Below are 16,086 nucleotides of genomic sequence, written 5' to 3' on the forward strand. Positions count from 1 at the left end.
GAGCATGACGCGCTTCACGCCGGAGCAGCTGGAGGCCGCCCGCGACCGTCTCGTCCCGGACGTCGTCGCGGACGGTCTCCACGTGCTGTTCTGCGGCATCAACCCCGGCCTGATGACGGCGGCGACCGGCCATCACTTCGCCCGCCCCGGCAACCGCTTCTGGCCGGTCCTGCATCTGTCCGGCTTCACCCCGAGGCTCTTGAAGCCGTCGGAACAGGGCGAGTTGCTGTCGTACGGGCTCGGCATCACGAACGTCGTCGCGCGGGCGACCGCACGGGCCGACGAGCTGAGCGCGCAGGAGTACCGGGAGGGCGGGCGGCTTCTCGCGACGAAGGTGACGCGACTGCGGCCGCGTTGGCTGGCCGTCGTGGGGGTCACCGCCTATCGGGCGGCCTTCGACGCCCCCAAGGCCCAGGTCGGTCCGCAGGAACGGACCATCGGGGACACGCGGCTGTGGGTACTGCCGAACCCGAGCGGGCTGAACGCGCATTGGACGGCGACGACGATGGCGCAGGAGTACGGGCGGTTGCGGGTGGCGGCGGCCGGGGATTGAGAGGTCACGGTGGGGCCGTCTCCGTGGACATGGCGATGAGTTTCACGTCGTCCGTCTCGTCACGGTCGGCGACGGCCACCGCGACCCAGCGGCCCGTGCCCACTGCTTCCCAGACGTAGGCCACGCGGACGCGTGCGCTGAGGGAGGCCCAGGGCGCGGGTATGTCCTCGTGTTCGGTGCGCAGCAAAGTCGTCTGCCCGTTCCACGGAGGGCTGTCTCCCCAGCGGGCGGCGAGCGGGTCGTAGAGGGCGTCGCGGTACTTCTCGAACTGCTCCACCGTCGCAGCCCGGGTCGCACGGTCGCCGTGGCTCCTCTCTAACACCACGACGTGATACCCGGGTCCGCCCTCTCCGGCCTCCCACGGGCTGTGCTCCGCCCCGAACGGGCGGAGGCACAACTCGTCGATGAGGGCGATGTGCCGCGCGATGTTCATGTGGTCCAGTAAACCCGGAGGCACTGACATTTGGCGTGCCGTCAGGCGTCCCGGCGTCGCACGCTCCAAGCCCCCGCCAGCAGCGCCGTCGCGGTCCACAGCGCGGTCACCGTCAGGCCCGACCACGGGCCGAGGGTGCCGTCGTACGTCTGGTGCAGGGCGATCTGGCCGGCCTTGTCGGGGAAGAAGTCGGCCACGGTGCCCGCGGCGTCGCCGATGACGAAGGAGACCACGAGGATGAGCGGGATCAGGAGGGAGAGTGTGGCCACCGAGCTGCGGAGCACGGCGGTGAGGCCCGCCGCGAACAGGGCCATGAGCATGAGGTAGACACCGCAGCCCAGGACGCCACGCACCTGCTGCGCCGCGGTGAGCCCGCTCGCCGCCGTGCCGAGTCCCGCGCGTCCCACGACGAGTGCCGTGAGGGCGGTGACCAGGCCGACGAGCAGGGCCGGCACGGCGATGGCCGTCACCTTGGCGGCGAACCACGGCCCGCGCCGCGGCACGGCGGCGAGCGTCAGCCGGAGCGCACCCCCGTGGTACTCCGAAGAAACCGCCATCGCGCCGAAGGAGACGGCGGCGATCTGGCCCGGCAGGACCCCGGACAGCACGGTGAAGAGCGGGTCGAAGTCGGGGTCGGAGCCTCCGTCCGCGCCGGCCAGCGCGGAGAACGCGGTGGTCACGGCGAACAGCGCCAGCAGCGCGCCCGGCAGCGAGCGGAGCGTGCGGATCTTGAGCCACTCCGAATGGAGTGCGGGCGCGAATGCCATGGGTCAGGCCTCCTGGGGCTGTGCGGTGAACTCGGCCTCGGTGGCCGTCAGATCGAGGTAGGCCTGTTCCAACGTGCCTTCCTCCGCCGCGAGTTCGAGGATGGGGACGCCCGCCTGCGAGACGAGCCGGCCGATGTCGTCCACGCGCGCGTGGCGCACCGTCCAGTGCCCGTCCTCGTGCTGGACGGCTTCGTGCCCGTGCCGGGCGAGCGCCGCTGTGAGGGCGGTGGCGTCCGCGGTGCGGATCCGGACGCGGGGTTCCACACGCGCGTGGATGAACTCCCGCATCGGGGTGTCGGCCAGCAGGCGTCCCCGGCCGAGGACCACCAGGTGGTCGGCGAAGGACGCGGTCTCGTTCATGAGGTGACTGGAGACCAGGACCGTGCGCCCCTCCCCCGCAAGACGGCGCAGCAGCCCGCGGATCCAGATGATGCCTTCCGGGTCGAGGCCGTTGGACGGCTCGTCGAGCAGGACGACCTCGGGATCGCCGAGGAGCGCCGCCGCGATACCGAGCCGCTGGCGCATCCCCAGGGAGTACGTCTTCACCCGGCGCCGGGCCACCGACACCAGCCCCGTCTCCTCCAGCACCTCGTCGACCCGGCGGTTCGGGATGCGGTTGCTCGCCGCCAGGACGCGCAGATGGTCACGGCCGGTACGGGAGCCGTGCGCCGCCTGCGCGTCGAGCAACGCGCCCACATGGCGCAGGGGTTCTCGCAGGGTCGCGTAGGCGCGGCCGCCGATCGTGGCGGTGCCGGCGGTCGGCCGGTCGAGGCCGAGCACGAGCCGCATGGTGGTGGACTTTCCGGCGCCGTTGGGGCCGAGGAAGCCGGTGACCCGGCCGGGCAGGACGGTGCAGGTGAGGTCGTCCACGGCGCGCCGGTTGCCGTACTCCTTGGTGAGGGCCTGGACTTCGATGCTGGTCATGGCATCAGCCTGGCCGTCGAGGGTGGTCCGGGCCCTCCCCCGCCGGTGGAGATCGTCTCCCCCGTGCGGGGGAGGCCCGTTGTCAGTGGCGGCTGGCACGATGACGAAATGGTCCGCTTGCTGCGCCCGTTCGGTCGGGCGGTGACGTACACACGATGGCTGCATCTGTCGATCGGCATCGTGTGGCCGAGCTTGTGGCTGTTCATCCGGGAAGACTGGTGGATCTGGTTGGTGGCCGCCGCGGCGCTCGCCCCGGCCGGCCTGGTGCCCGCGATGCGGACCGCGGAGGGGCTCCAGGCACGCCTGCTGCTGACCGGTCACCGGCCCGACCGGGGCAGCACCGACATCGTCGTGGCACCGTCCGCGTCCTGGGGCGACCGGGGACGGGTCGTCGTGTGGCTGGAGGCACGGCTGCTGATCGGCTGTGTGACCGCGACCCTCACCGCCCAACTGCTCTTCGCCATGGTGGACTTGCTGTCGGCGCCGTTCGCCCGTGACGTCGAGGAGGCCGGGCCACTCCTCCCCGCCGGTCACCCCTGGTGGCAGGTGCTGCTGGTGCCCTTGGTGCTGGTCGCACTGGCGGTGACGGTGCTCGCCCCGGGCCACCTCATCACCGCGCTCGCCCTGCGCCTGCTCGGCCCCTCCCCCGCCGAGCGCCTCGCCGCCCTGGAGGAGCGCACCGAGCAACTCCTGGAGCGCACGCGTATCGCCCGCGAGCTGCATGACTCCATCGGCCATGCCCTGACCGTGGCGGTCGTGCAGGCGGGCGCGGCCCGCGCGGCCGGTGATCCGGCCTTCACCGACCGGGCGCTGAGTGCCATCGAGGAGACCGGCAGGGCGGCCTTGGAAGACCTGGAGCGGGTCCTCGGCATCCTGCGCGAATCCGAGCGGCCGGTCAGCAGCCGGCCGACGCTCACGGACGCCGACCGCCTGCTGGAGTCCGCGCGGGCCTCCGGCGCCAAGGTCGACGCTGACATGACGGGCCCGTTGGACACCGTCCCGGGGCCGGTCTCCCGGGAGGGCTACCGCATCCTCCAGGAGTCGCTGACGAATGTGCTGCGGCACGCGGGCTCCGTCCCGGCCCGGGTGCACATCGCCGTCGCGGACGGCACCCTCACCCTCGACATCCGCAACGCGCTCACCGCCGACATACCCGGGCCCGGCAGAGGCAGCGGCCTGCGCGGCATACGTGAGCGCGCCGCCCTGCTGGGCGGACACGCGCGGACCGGTCCCACCGAAGGTGACTGGCAGGTACATGTGGAGCTTCCGTTGAGTTGATCTAGGCTGGCCGGATGCCGGTCACCGTTCTCCTCGTCGACGACGAACCCCTCGTACGCGCGGGTCTGCGGGCCGTGTTGGAGGCGCAGCCCGACATCGAGGTCGTCGGAGAGGCGGCCGACGGGGCGGCGGTGATTCCGCTGGTGCGGCAGCTGCGGCCCGACGTGGTGGCGATGGACGTACGGATGCCGCTGCTGGACGGGATCGAGGCCACGCGCGCGGTACTGAGGACGATCGACGAGCCCCCGAAGATCCTCGTCGTCACGACCTTCGAGAACGACGAGTACGTATACGAGGCGCTGCGGGCCGGCGCCGACGGCTTCCTGCTGAAGCGGGCCCGGCCGGCCGAGATCGTGCATGCGGTGCGGCTGATCGCCGAGGGCGAGTCGCTGCTGTTCCCCGCCTCCGTACGGCAACTCGCCGCGCAGTACGGCGACGACGGAGGAAACCGTGCGGCGCGCGCACTCCTCGATCGGGCCCGGCTGACCGAGCGGGAGGCCGAGGTGCTGCGGCTGATGGCGCGCGGGCTGTCGAACGCGGAGATCGCCGCCCGGCTGGTGGTCGGGACGGAGACGGTGAAGTCGCATGTGAGTGCCGTCCTGGCGAAGCTGGGGGCGCGGGACCGCACCCAGGCGGTGATCACGGCGTACGAGTCGGGGTTCGTGGCGCCGGGCTGACCCCGACTCGCCGAGGGCGGGCGGAGGTCACGTCGCCGCCGGGCGGGTGGCACGTCGTCGGAAGCCGGGGCAGGTCATCGGTGCCCGCCACTCGCCGGGGTCCGTCCCGGCGAGTAACATCCGCCCAACATGCGCACGAGCTGGGAGGACGGACCTTTGGGGCAGCTGACGGGCGGGGATCCCTCGCTGCTGCGAAGGATCAACTCCGCGGTGGTGCTGCACGCGCTGCGTGCCACGGACGCCGCCACGCTGACGGAGATCACCCGGGTGACCGGCCTGTCCCGGCCGACCGTCGAGGGCGTCGTCGAGGGGCTCATCGAGGCGGGGTACGTCGTCGAGAAGGCGGCGGACGAGAGCGTCGTGCGGCGTCAGGGCCGGCCCGCGCGGCGGTTCCGGTTCCGGGCGGAGGCGGGGCATCTCCTGGGCGTGGACGTCGGCGCGCATCGGGTCGCCGCGCTGCTGGCCGACCTTGACGGCCGGATCCTCGGTTCGATCACCAAGGACGTCGACGAGGCTGCTGCGGCGGACGAGCGGCTGGAGCGGGTGCGCACGGCGGTGGCGGAACTGCTGCGCCGGGCCGGGGTCGCACGCGGCTCGCTGCGGGCCGTGGGGGTCGCTACGCCGGGCATCGTGGAGGCGGACGGCACCGTGCGACTGGGCGCCGCGCTGCCGGAGTGGACCGGGCTGCGGCTCGGCGAGCGGCTGAGCCGGTCCTTCAAGTGCCCGGTCCTGGTGGAGAACGACGCCAACGCGGCGGCGGTCGCCGAGCACTGGAAGGGTGCCGCGACCGAGTCCGACGACGTGGTGTTCGTGCTGGCCGGGCTGAGCCCGGGCGCCGGCTCGCTGATCGGCGGGCAGTTGCACCGCGGCTTCGGCGGGGCGGCCGGCGAGATCGGCGCGCTGCATCTGCTGGGCCGTGAGGCGACCCCGGAGACCCTGCTGTCGACGACGGACGAACCGCTGCGCCCCCTCGACGAGCACGCCGTCGCCAAGGTCTTCGCCCAGGCCCGCGAGGGCGACCAGGGAGCCCGAGCGGCGGTCGACCGCTTCATCCAGCGCCTCGTCCACGACGTGGCCGCGCTCGTCCTCGCCCTCGACCCGGAGCTGGTCGTCGTCGGCGGCTGGGCGGCCGGACTGGACGGCGTACTGGAGCCGCTGCGGGACGAACTCGCCCGCTACTGCCTGCGCCCGCCGAACGTCGCCCTGTCCCTCCTCGGCGAGGCGGCCGTGGCGACGGGCGCGCTGCGGCTCGCCCTCGACCATGTCGAGGAGCAGCTGTTCGCGGTGGAGGGCACGGTGACCGGGCGGCGCTGACCGACACCGGGCCGGGCGTCGGTCAGCGCCCTTGGCACTCCGCGTCAGGCATCGGCCCAGCGCGGTTCGCACGCCGGATCAGGCACCGGTCCAGCACCGTACGCCCGCCGTGACATGTGCGGTCCGTGCCGAGGAACGCGACGCGCCCCGGAGGAGATCCGGGGCGCGAGGTGTATGTCGGTCGCTGCGGCGGTCAGGACGCCCGGCGCTCCGGGTCCTCGTGGATCTCCACTCCACCGGAGTCACCGAAGGTCAGCCTGCAGGTGTCCGCGCGGTAGGTGGCGACGGAGAGCGCGGCGGTGCGGCCCTCGGCCAGGTAGCGGGTGGTCACGACGAGGACGGGCGCCCCGGGGAGGCGGTCCAGCGCCTTGGCGTCGTCCGCCCGCGCAGAGCCCAGCTCGACGGCCTTCTCCTGACCCTCCAGCTCCAGGCGGTGCAGCTCGCGCAGCACGGCACGCGCGCGTGCGGCACCGGACGGGGCGTCGATGCCGGAGAGGTCGGGCACCGACGACTGCGGGATGTGCAGCAGCTCGGCGGCGACGGGCTGGCCGTGCGTCACGCGCGAGCGGCGCACGGTGTGCACGGGCTCGTCCCGGCCGCTGTCCAGGGCGTCGGCCACCGAGGCGGGCGGTACGAGCAGTGCGCAGTCGGTGGCCTGCCAGACGTCGCCGGCCGCACCCGGCCAGGCGTGCTGCTCGGTGCCGACGGCTACGCCCACGCGCGGCGGCGCGACGGTCGTACCGACACCGCGGCGGCGCTGGAGCCTGCCTTCCAGTTCAAGCTGTTCGAGAGCCTGGCGCAGCGTGGCCCTGGCGACGCCGAAGCGGGCTGCCAGGTCTCGCTCGTTGGGCAGGATCTCGCCCACGGAGAACTCCGAGTCCAGTGCCTCGCTGAGCACGGTCCTCAGATGCCAGTACTTCGGTTCCGGCACCGATTCCAGTTGCGTGGTCCCCACCCTGTCCTCCGCAATCGCCGTGGCCCGGCGGCGTTTTAGCGCCCTTGTTTATTAAAGGTTGTTGCACTTATCTGCGACCATAGGGCGGCCCTCACCCTTGGTCAATACCAATCCTGCATCCCATGGCCACGCGCGCGCGTGGCGCCCGGGAACGTTCACGGCACGTTCGTACAGAACGGCATTTGTTACATGCAGGCAAAACCCCCGTCGCATCGACGGGGGCTTCGCCGGGCGGGCCCGGTGGTGTGGTCTAGGCGGTGGCCAGCGACCGCAGCTTGTCGGGGTTGCGGATGATGTAGACGGCCTGGATGCGGCCGTCCAGCACGTCGAGTTGGAAGACGGAGTCGGGCTTGCCGCCGGACAGGGCCAGCACCGCGATGCCGCCGTTGATCTCCAGGAACCGCCAGGACAGGTCTTCGACACCCTTGCGCGCGGCGCCCACGAGGAAGCGGCCCACGTGGTCGGCCGTCTCCAGGACCCGCAGCGGGGCCTTCGCCTTGCCGCCGCTGTCGCCGACCAGCCGGACATCCGGGGCCAGCAGCGACATGAGCCCCTCCAGGTCGCCCTCCGCGGCCGCGGCCAGGAACCGTTCGGTGAGATCGCGTCGCTGGGTGGGGTCGACCTCGTAGCGCGGGCGCCGCTCGTCGACGTGCTTGCGGGCCCGTCCGGCCAGTTGCCGTACCGCCGCCTCGCCGCGGTCGAGCATGACGGCGATCTCGCCGTACGGGTAGCCGAAAGCCTCTCTGAGCACGAACACCGCGCGCTCCAGGGGTGACAGCGACTCCAGGACGACGAGGACGGCGAGCGAGACGGAGTCGGCGAGGACGGCGCGCTCCGCGGTGTCGGGGACGGTGTCCCCGAAGTCGGTGACGTACGGCTCGGGCAGCCAGGGGCCGGTATACGTCTCGCCCCGCGCCTTGACCTGGCGGAGCCGGTCGATGGCGAGGCGGGTGGTGACGCGCACCAGATAGGCGCGCGGCTCGCGCACCTCGGACCGGTCGGCGCCCGACCAGCGCAGCCAGGCCTCCTGTACGACGTCCTCCGCGTCGGCGACGCGGCCGAGCATGCGGTAGGCGACGCCCAGGAGGACGGGGCGGTGCTCTTCGAAGACGTCGGTCTGAGTGTCGGTGGTCACCGCACCATCCCAGCCCACCCGTCCGCCCCTGTCCAGGCGGAATCGATGCGGCGCACAGGGCACACCGCCAAGGTCTACCCGTCGGTAGCAATTGCTGACAGGCTGTCTACCCGACGAAAGCCCGTGAGCCCCCGCGAGGAGCAGCATGTCCGCCACCGTCTCCTTCAAAGTCCCCACTCCGCACGGCCCGAAGAGCATGACCGTCTCCTACGCGCGCGTGGGCACCGGCGAACCACTGGTCCTGCTGCACGGCATCGGCCACCACCGTCAGGTGTGGGACCCGGTGATACCCGTCCTGGAGGGCGAGCGCGATGTCATAGCCGTGGACCTGCCGGGGTGCGGCGAGTCCCCGGGGCTGCCGGAGGGGCTGGGGCACGACCTGGCGTCGATGAGCGTCGTGCTCGGAGCGCTGTGCGAGGCCCTGGAGCTGGAGCGGCCGCATGTCGCGGGCAATTCGCTGGGGGGACTGCTGGCCCTGGACCTCGGCCGGGCGGGGCTCGCGCGCTCCGTCACCGCTCTGTCCCCGGCCGGCTTCTGGTCGCAGCTGGAGCGGCAGTACGCCTTCACCGTGCTCACGGGGATGCGGCGGACCGCCGAGCGCATGCCGCTGCCCCTCGTGGAGTGGCTGTCGCGCTCTGCGGCCGGCCGCGCCGCCCTGACGAGCTCCATCTACGCCCGCCCCGGCCGCCGTTCGCCCGAGTCCGTGGTCGCCGAGACGGTCGGGCTGGCCCGGATGGAGGGCTTCTTCGAGACCCTCCGGTCGGGCCGGGAAGTGCAGTTCGCCGACGATGTGACGGGGATTCCGGTCACGGTGGCGTGGGGCAACAAGGACCGGCTCCTGGTGCCCCGGCAGGGGATCCGGGCGAAGCGGATCATCCCCCGGGCCCGGCTGGTGCGGCTGCCCGGCTGCGGTCATGTGCCGATGAGCGACGACCCGGCGCTGGTCGCCCGGGTGTTGCTGGACGGCAGCCGCTGAGCGCGGCGCGGGATCAGCCGGCCAGCGCTTCGAGGACCACCTTCAGGACGGTCGGGTTGTAGGGCATGGCGACGTGCGCGGTGTGGTCGTCGGGGTCGAGGTCCTGAAGGACGACGTTCCTGACGTGGCGGCCCTCGGTCTCCGCGAGCGCGCAGGAGGTGTACGGCGTGACCACGTCGTCGTACCGGGTCGCGATCACCGTGTGCCGGACGTCCTGCGCCGTCTCGCCCAGGCCGGCGAGTTCGCGCTGGAAGGGATGGTCGTGCTGGAGCTGGGGCCAGGCCGGGACGACGGTGCCGACGGCGCCCTGCTCGACCAGCTCCGTGGCGCCCGGGATCTGGCGCGCGAGTTTCATCAGGCCCTCGGCGGTGATGCCGTGGTTGCTGGGGGCGATGCCGACGAAGCTGTGCACCTTGGGGGCGCCGCCGAGGGCGTTGAGGTAGTAGCGCGGCATCATGCCGCCCTGCGAGAAGCCGACGAGGTCCACCTGCCGGGCGCCGGTTCGCCGCAGGACCTCATCGACGAACTCGGCCAACTGCCGGGCGGAGTCCTTGATGTCGCCGAGCCCGAAGAGCACGGGGTGCAGGTGCCGGCCGTAGTCGAGGCGGAAGACCCGGTGGCCGCTGCGCCGCAGCAGTGGGGCGGCCTCGGTCCAGGTGTAGCCGCGGTTGCCGAACGTGCCGTGCACGAGCACCACCGGGCGTGGATGTTCCTCGGTCAGGGGCAGCTCCCAGTCGTCCTGCCCCGCCTCCACGTCGGCGCTGGCGGCGACTGCGGCGAAGGCGGCCTGTCCGAGCCCGGCCGCCCGATGCGGTGCCTCGGTGAGGTCGGTGGTGACGTCGTCCGTGTTGAAGCCGGGGATCTTCGGTTGCGGGAAACTCACGACGGTCTGCCCTTCGTCCGCGTGGCCTGCGTTCGCCCGGTGTTACGGCCCCGGCCCGGCCACCCCTGATCCGGACCGGTCCGCCGGCCGGGGCGCCAGGCGGGCGGTCGCGGCGCGCAACAGCCTGACGTACCAACCCCACTTCACCGGGCACGCCACCCGTCCGGTGAGCGCGTGCTCGGCGCAGTCCAGGCTGTGCCGGAAGGCCGCGTCGTGCAGGGGCCGGAAGAACAGCAGCCAGCCCAGCCAGCGCACTCCGCGCGGGCGCAGGACGAGGATGTTGCGCAGGACGGTCCGTTCCGCGTCGAGGGCCTCGACGCTGAACTCGTGGAAGCCGTCGAATCCGCGCGGGCCGGTGAACCGGAAGCGCACCCAGTGGCCCGGCACGTAGTGGCTCACCACATAGCGCACCGGGCCGTGACCGCCGCACGCCCCGACGGCCAGCGGCCCGTCGAAGCGCACCGGCGGCCAGCCGGGCGGCCACAGCCGGTCATCCACGGCTCCCAGGCCGTCGATCAGGGCGCCGACCGCCTTCCGGGATGCGGGGAGCGCGCGTTCATGGATGTTCAACACGGTGATCACCGTGTCTGGCTGCCCGGTCCCCGCATCCGGCAACTCCCCCGAAAGGGGACACGAAGAGCACGCCCGGCGCGCGATGCCCTCGTCCCGCGCCGGGTCAGTCGTCCATGAGCCGGAGCAGGGGGCCCGTCATGGCGGTGGTGGCGAGCGCCATGACCACCAGCATGGCGAACAGGGCCGACGACAGCAGTCCGGCCGCGAGTCCGGTGTTGAGGATGATGAGTTCGGTCAGGCCACGGCAGTTCATCATCGCGCCGAGCTGCGCCGACTCCCGCCAGGAGAAGCGCAGCAGGCGGGCGGGCACGACCGTGGCGACGAACTTGGCCGCCGCGGCGGCGGCCAGGACGGCCAGGCAGATGAGCCAGCCGGTCGCCCCGTGCACCGCGCCGAGGTGGGTGCTGAGACCCACGGCCATGAAGAACGACGGCAGCAGCATCCAGCTGGTGAGCCCCTCCACCCGCCAGGCGATCTGCTCCACCGCCTCCGTGCGCGGCATGGCGAGGCCGGCGGCGACCGCCCCGAACAGCGCGTGCACGCCGATCTGTTCGGTGGCGAGCGCGCACAGCAGGACGGTCACGAGGACGATGGACGCCGTGCGGGCCGCGGCCATCGGGCCGTCGGGGCGCTTCGCGGCGAGCAGGCGCACGAGGAGCGGGCGCAGCACGCACCACACGACGAGGCCGAACAGGACGACCCAGCCGACCGTGACGGCCGCCGCCGTCAGGGAGCCACCGCTCGCGATCGCCAGGACGAGCGCCAGCAGGCACCAGGCCGTGACGTCGGCGACGCTCGCCGACGCCATGGCGAGCGTGCCGATCCGGGTGTTGAGCTTCCCCTCGTCGGAGAGCAGCCGGGCCAGTACGGGTACGGCCGTGACGCTCAGGCTCAGTCCCAGGAAGAGCACGAAGGGCACGGTGCCCACGCCGGCGGGGCGGTAGGAGTTCGGGAGGGCCAGGGCGACGAGCACGCCGGTCAGAAAGGGGATGGCGATGCCGGAATGGCCGATAAGTGTCGAGGCGGACAGGCCGTCACGACGCAGCACGGTCAACGACAGTTCGCGTCCCACGGTGAACATGAAGAGGGTCACGCCGAGTTGCCCCAGCGTGTTGAGGAACGGGAACACCTCGGGGGGCAGCAGCCAGCGCTGGGCGTCTGGCAAGAGCGCGCCGAACACCGAGGGGCCGAGCAGCAGCGCGGCGGCGATCTCCCCGACCACGCGCGGCTGTCCGATCCGCCGGGCCAGTGCACCGCCCGCTGCGGCGCAGGCGGTCACCAGGGCCAGCGCGCCGAGGATCCGGTACAGGGGCACGGCGCCGGAGTCGGCGGGCGCGTGCCCGGTGGGGCCCGCGTAGCCGACCGAGGCGAGGATCAGCGCCGTCAGGCCAACGGGTATCGCGACGAAGGCGCCGTAGCCCAAGAGCATGCGGCGCGGGGGAAGGGTGGCTGTCGGTTCCGTGGTCGTGGACGAACTGGCCTTCACGGGCGGCTCCTTGTCGAGCACGGCGGCGGCTGGTCAGTGCGTTCATCCCTGCCCGGGTTCGCCGGGTTCGCGCCCGGCCGTATCCGCGTTCGACGCTGCGAGGGCGAAGATCGGCCAAGGTCCGGGCGGTGGCCGGACAGGGGCAGGGGGATGCCGGATCCGGGCGTAAAGAGAAGAGACAGGCGCAACCGACACATCGCATATGCGAGAGGAGTTCGTCATGTCCGCGAAGCCGCACGACCTTTCCGCAGGGCCGCACGACGTACCGCGCCCCGGTGCGGACGAGGGCGGTCCACGTCGTACGGCGCCCAAGGCATGGCGTCCGCTGCTCGCCGAGCCGTCCGTCGAGGGGCTGCTCGGGGATCGGCTGGTGGCGGCGGCCCTGCGCGAACTGCACCGGCTCGTGCCGCCGCGCACAGCCCTGCACTCCTTGCGTACGTTCCTGCTGGCCGACGCCTTCGCGCAGGCCCGCGGGATCCACTACGACCGGGCGGGGCTGTTCGTCGCCACGGCGTTCCACGACACCGGGCTGACCCGGGGTGGCGCGCCGCTGCGGGGCGGATTCCCGGGCCGTTCGGCCGCGTTGCTCGACCGCTTCCTGGCCGGGCACGGCGTGGACGACGCGCGGCGCGCGGCGCTGACCCGGGCGGTGCGCGAGCACATGCGGCCCCGGCCCGCGCGCCGCGCCGGGCCGGAGGAGCGGCTGCTGCACTTCGGGGCCTGGCTGGACGTCACCGGACGCGGCGGCCGCCAACTGCCGGGCGAGCGGCGGCGGTTGGCGGCGCTCGCGCCCACTCCCTGGTTCGCCCTGTCGTTCTCCGCCCGGGTCGCCGCCTGCGGGCTGCGCCGGGCACTGCCGGGCCCGGCGGCCGTCTGAGGACCGCCCGAACTCCGGCTACGCACAACGCATTTCCCGTCGCGAAAGGACGAAGACGTGCAAGACGACCAGCGTGTGTTCGATGTCGCCATCGTCGGAGGCGGCATCGGCGGGACGATGCTGGCGGCGATCCTCGCCCGCCACGGCGTGCGGGTGCTGCTTCTGGAGGGAAGCGGTCACCCCAGGTTCGCCATCGGAGAGTCCACCGTCCCCGAGACCACCTTCGGCCTGCGGGTCCTGGCCCGCCGCTACGACGTCCCCGAGCTCGAGCACCTCGCGACCAACGGGGCCGTGCGCCGTCATGTGTCGTCGAACTGCGGCGTCAAGCGCAACTTCAGCTTCATCTACCATCGCGAGGGAGAGCCCACCCGCGCCGAGGAGTGCACCCAGTACCCCACCTGGGGGCCGCCTCTCGGACCCGACTCGCACTATCTGCGCCAGGACGTCGACGCGTACCTGTTCCATGTCGCCGTCTCCTACGGCGTGACCGCCCACACCCACACCGTCGTGGACGACGTGAAGTTCGACGAAAACGGAGCCACCCTGGTCACCCGGGAGAAGGGCACCTTCCAGGCGTCGTACGTCGTCGACGCCGGCGGCATGCGCGCGCTCCTGCCCGAGCGACTCGGGCTGCGTCAGGAGCCGCCGTACCGTACGCGCTCGCGCACGATCTTCACGCACATGGTGAACGTGCGGCCCTTCGACTCCGTGGCGCCGCCACGTGAACAACACGGGATGCCCAGCCCGTTCAGCCAGGGGACACTGCACCATCTCTTCGAGGGCGGCTGGTTCTGGGTCATCCCGTTCGACAACCACAGCACCAGCACGAGCGAGTTGTGCAGTGTGGGCGTCAATCTCGATCTGGACCGCCATCCGCGTCCCGAAGGGGTGTCCGCGGAGGACGAGTTCTGGCGCCATGTGGGGCGGTTCCCCAGCGTGGCGCGGCAGTTCGAGGGGGCGCGGGCCGTGCGGCCGTATGTGTCGACCGACCGCACGCAGTTCTCGTCGCAAACGGTGGTCGGCGACCGGTGGTGTCTGCTGCCGCACGCGAGCGATTTCATCGACCCGCTCTTCTCCAGCGGTCTTGCGGTCACGGTGATGGCGCTCAACGCGCTCAGCCACCGGCTCATCGCCGCGGTGCGCGAGGACGATTTCGACACCGCCCGGTTCGCGTATCTGGAGCAGTGGATCAAGCGGATGTTCCGGTTCTACGACGACCTGGTCTCGTGCAGCTATCTGTCGTTCGACGACTTCGAGTTGTGGAACGCGTGGAACCGGGTGTGGACCATCACGACGCTGTATGGCACGAACGCACAGAACCAGGTGGCGGTGGCATTCGAGAAGACGGGTGATCCTGCCGTTTTCGACGCGCTGGAGACAGCGCCCTATCGAGGGCTTCAGGGGGTCGACAATCCCTGGGTCGGGCAGCTCTTCGAGCAGGCCCGGGATGCCGTACTCGCCTATGGCGCAGGGGAACTGACGAAGGAACAGGCAGCGACGCGCATCTTCGACCTGCTGCGCGAGAGCGGGCTGTGCCCGGACGTGTGGGGCACCCTCGACCCCGAGGACCGCTGCCCGTCCGGGGTGTTCACCCTGTTTCCGCTGATGAGGATCCTGCTGTGGGGCAGGTTCCGCTCGCCCCAGCACGTCCGGGGCATGTACTTCACGGGGGGCGCGCGGCTCGTGGGCAAGGAGGCGGTCCAGGCCCTCACCACCGACGTGCGGCGCGGCTCCTCCCTGGTGCAGCAGACCGTGCGGGACATGTGGGTCAACTGGAACCGCGACTGGACGCGCCGGGAGATTCGCGCCCGAAAATAAGAGCGGTATGCGCCCGGAAAATCATTCCTGCGCATTTCACAGGACAGATTTCCGGTTTGCCGTCCCGGCAGCTCGGGTAGGAAAAAATTGGGGCCCACAAATCTGAATTGGGCCACCATTCCCCCTGCTCGATCGAGAGACAACGGGCTGCATTCCATATGGCGCGAAATTCCACCTGCCCTTCGCCCGCCCAATGCTCCTGGGATGACATATCCCAGCACCGGGACCGCCTCATGCGGCTGGTCCGACGACGACTCCCGAGCCATCAGGACGCCGAGGACTGCGTGCAGGAGACGCTGACCCGGGCGGCCGCGCACTCCGCCCTGGACGGCAGCCGGCTGGGGGCCTTCCTCACCTCGGTGGCGCTGCGCTTGTGCACGGATTTCTATCGTGACCTGGAACGACGCAGACGTCTCTTACAGCGGACGGCCTTCCTGGACGACCCCGGGACGACCGAGGAGGACGTCTGCGACGAGGAGTTCGGCAAATGGCTGCTCGACCAGGTCCAGCAGCTGCGGGGGCGTGAGCAGGAAGTAATAATCGCCCGGTCCAAGGGAATTTCCACGGCGGAATTCGCCCGTATGCACAACATCTCCCTCAAGGCAGCCGAGGCCGCTTTCACCAGAGGGCGGGCACGCCTCAGAACGGCCTGTGTGAAGGCCATGGAAGATGCCACGGGATAACCAACCGAAGGGAAACTCGCTCATGTCCGACAAGAACATGCAGGACATCCTCAAGGACTTCATGGGCAATATGGCCGACAGCGGAAAGGAGGCGTTCGACGAGATTCTCAACCGGCCCGAGAAGTCGTCGTCCGCCGCCGGTCAGGTCGCGGCCCTGGCCGGGCTGCCCGCGAGCACCCTGGCGGCCCTGGCCGGCGCCGCCAACCCGGCCGCGCTGCTCGCGGGCGCCGCGAATCCGCTGGGGGCGCTCGCGGGCGCGGCGGGCAATCCGCTGGCCGCGCTGACTGGGGCGGCGGGAGGGGGCGGGGCCGTCAATCCGCTCGCCGCGCTCACCGGAGCGGCGGGCGCCGCGGGGGCGGCCAACCCGCTGGCCGCGCTCGCCGGGGCGGCCGGCGCGGCCGGGGCCGCGGGCCCCCTCGCCGCGCTCACCGGTGCCGGGGGCGCCGCCAACCCCTTGGCCGCGCTCGGCGGGCTCGGTCAACTGGCCGGAGGAATGGGCCAGTTGGCGGGGGGTGTCGGACACGCCGCCCAGGGCGTGGGCGACGTGCTCGCGCTCCCCGCCCAGCTCGCCCAGCTCCTCGAACTGATCCCGAAGCTCATCCAGGCGTTGCAGCCCCCGGCCGGCAAGGCAGGCAAGGCCTCCTCGGCCTGACGGCGAACGGGCTCGAACGACTCGCGGTCACCGGCTCGCGGGTCTCGGGCTCGCGGTGACCGGCTCGGCACGTACATCCCGCTGGGCCGGTCACCGGACCGG

Annotated in this window: 17 protein-coding genes; 9 read left to right on the top strand and 8 right to left on the bottom strand. The window is 71.9% G+C overall.

Annotated elements, in window-relative coordinates:
- Positions 1 to 4 precede the first annotated feature (4 nt).
- Positions 5 to 553, top strand: coding sequence for a G/U mismatch-specific DNA glycosylase (gene mug / locus OG254_RS07795; RefSeq protein ID WP_405578763.1), 549 nt, complete (start codon positions 5 to 7; stop codon positions 551 to 553).
- Positions 554 to 557: 4 nt separating this feature from the next.
- Here the strand turns inward: mug and OG254_RS07800 are convergent, their stop codons facing one another.
- Genes OG254_RS07800 through OG254_RS07810 form a run of 3 tightly spaced genes read right to left on the bottom strand, consistent with a single transcriptional unit; the run spans position 558 to position 2,677 of the window.
- Complete coding sequence (locus tag OG254_RS07800; RefSeq protein ID WP_405578766.1) at positions 558 to 986, bottom strand: hypothetical protein; 429 nt, start codon at positions 984 to 986, stop codon at positions 558 to 560.
- 41 nt (positions 987 to 1,027) lie between these two features.
- Complete coding sequence (locus OG254_RS07805; RefSeq protein ID WP_405578768.1) at positions 1,028 to 1,753, bottom strand: ABC transporter permease; 726 nt, start codon at positions 1,751 to 1,753, stop codon at positions 1,028 to 1,030.
- 3 nt (positions 1,754 to 1,756) lie between these two features.
- The gene (locus tag OG254_RS07810; RefSeq protein WP_405578770.1) at positions 1,757 to 2,677 is read right to left on the bottom strand and encodes an ABC transporter ATP-binding protein; all 921 of its coding nucleotides are present in this window, start codon (positions 2,675 to 2,677) and stop codon (positions 1,757 to 1,759) included.
- Positions 2,678 to 2,785: 108 nt separating this feature from the next.
- Here OG254_RS07810 and OG254_RS07815 point away from each other — a divergent pair, with 108 nt between their 5' ends.
- The 3 genes from OG254_RS07815 (at position 2,786) to OG254_RS07825 (ending at position 5,946) form a co-directional block, all read left to right on the top strand.
- A complete protein-coding gene (locus OG254_RS07815) occupies positions 2,786 to 3,955 on the top strand; it encodes a sensor histidine kinase (protein ID WP_405578772.1) in 1,170 nt (389 codons plus the stop codon).
- A gap of 14 nt (positions 3,956 to 3,969) precedes the next feature.
- Positions 3,970 to 4,632, top strand: coding sequence for a response regulator (locus OG254_RS07820; protein WP_405578774.1), 663 nt, complete (start codon positions 3,970 to 3,972; stop codon positions 4,630 to 4,632).
- 156 nt (positions 4,633 to 4,788) lie between these two features.
- Positions 4,789 to 5,946: an ROK family transcriptional regulator gene (locus OG254_RS07825; protein ID WP_405594887.1), complete on the top strand. Its 1,158-nt coding sequence runs from the start codon at positions 4,789 to 4,791 to the stop codon at positions 5,944 to 5,946.
- 193 nt (positions 5,947 to 6,139) lie between these two features.
- Here the strand turns inward: OG254_RS07825 and OG254_RS07830 are convergent, their stop codons facing one another.
- Together OG254_RS07830 and OG254_RS07835 are read right to left on the bottom strand one after the other, a co-directional pair.
- Positions 6,140 to 6,901, bottom strand: coding sequence for a GntR family transcriptional regulator (locus OG254_RS07830; protein WP_405578776.1), 762 nt, complete (start codon positions 6,899 to 6,901; stop codon positions 6,140 to 6,142).
- A gap of 250 nt (positions 6,902 to 7,151) precedes the next feature.
- Complete coding sequence (locus OG254_RS07835; protein WP_147997379.1) at positions 7,152 to 8,036, bottom strand: RNA polymerase sigma-70 factor; 885 nt, start codon at positions 8,034 to 8,036, stop codon at positions 7,152 to 7,154.
- Positions 8,037 to 8,181: 145 nt separating this feature from the next.
- Here OG254_RS07835 and OG254_RS07840 point away from each other — a divergent pair, with 145 nt between their 5' ends.
- The gene (locus OG254_RS07840; RefSeq protein ID WP_351195602.1) at positions 8,182 to 9,012 is read left to right on the top strand and encodes an alpha/beta fold hydrolase; all 831 of its coding nucleotides are present in this window, start codon (positions 8,182 to 8,184) and stop codon (positions 9,010 to 9,012) included.
- A gap of 13 nt (positions 9,013 to 9,025) precedes the next feature.
- Here OG254_RS07840 and OG254_RS07845 read toward each other — a convergent pair whose 3' ends face one another.
- From OG254_RS07845 to OG254_RS07855, 3 genes are all read right to left on the bottom strand, one after another.
- Positions 9,026 to 9,895: an esterase/lipase family protein gene (locus OG254_RS07845; protein ID WP_405578780.1), complete on the bottom strand. Its 870-nt coding sequence runs from the start codon at positions 9,893 to 9,895 to the stop codon at positions 9,026 to 9,028.
- A 42-nt stretch (positions 9,896 to 9,937) separates the two neighbouring features.
- On the bottom strand, positions 9,938 to 10,474 hold the full coding sequence (locus OG254_RS07850; protein WP_405594889.1) for an SRPBCC family protein: 537 nt from the start codon (positions 10,472 to 10,474) through the stop codon (positions 9,938 to 9,940).
- 97 nt (positions 10,475 to 10,571) lie between these two features.
- Positions 10,572 to 11,954: a cation:proton antiporter gene (locus OG254_RS07855; RefSeq protein WP_405578783.1), complete on the bottom strand. Its 1,383-nt coding sequence runs from the start codon at positions 11,952 to 11,954 to the stop codon at positions 10,572 to 10,574.
- 220 nt (positions 11,955 to 12,174) lie between these two features.
- On the opposite strand from OG254_RS07855, the gene OG254_RS07860 reads away from it, so the two are divergent.
- The 4 genes from OG254_RS07860 to OG254_RS07875 all read left to right on the top strand — a co-directional run bounded on the left by OG254_RS07860 (position 12,175) and on the right by OG254_RS07875 (position 15,984).
- Complete coding sequence (locus OG254_RS07860; protein WP_405578785.1) at positions 12,175 to 12,831, top strand: hypothetical protein; 657 nt, start codon at positions 12,175 to 12,177, stop codon at positions 12,829 to 12,831.
- A 57-nt stretch (positions 12,832 to 12,888) separates the two neighbouring features.
- Positions 12,889 to 14,649 (top strand): NAD(P)/FAD-dependent oxidoreductase, encoded by a 1,761-nt coding sequence (locus OG254_RS07865; RefSeq protein ID WP_405578788.1) that lies wholly within the window; start codon positions 12,889 to 12,891, stop codon positions 14,647 to 14,649.
- 233 nt (positions 14,650 to 14,882) lie between these two features.
- On the top strand, positions 14,883 to 15,332 hold the full coding sequence (locus OG254_RS07870) for an RNA polymerase sigma factor (protein WP_405578790.1): 450 nt from the start codon (positions 14,883 to 14,885) through the stop codon (positions 15,330 to 15,332).
- A gap of 22 nt (positions 15,333 to 15,354) precedes the next feature.
- Entirely contained in the window at positions 15,355 to 15,984 is a 630-nt protein-coding gene (locus OG254_RS07875; RefSeq protein WP_405578793.1) for a hypothetical protein, read from the top strand.
- Positions 15,985 to 16,086: the final 102 nt, after the last annotated feature.

The sequence above is a fragment of the Streptomyces sp. NBC_01092 genome (assembly GCF_045039535.1).
In the GTDB taxonomy this organism is placed as follows: domain Bacteria; phylum Actinomycetota; class Actinomycetes; order Streptomycetales; family Streptomycetaceae; genus Streptomyces.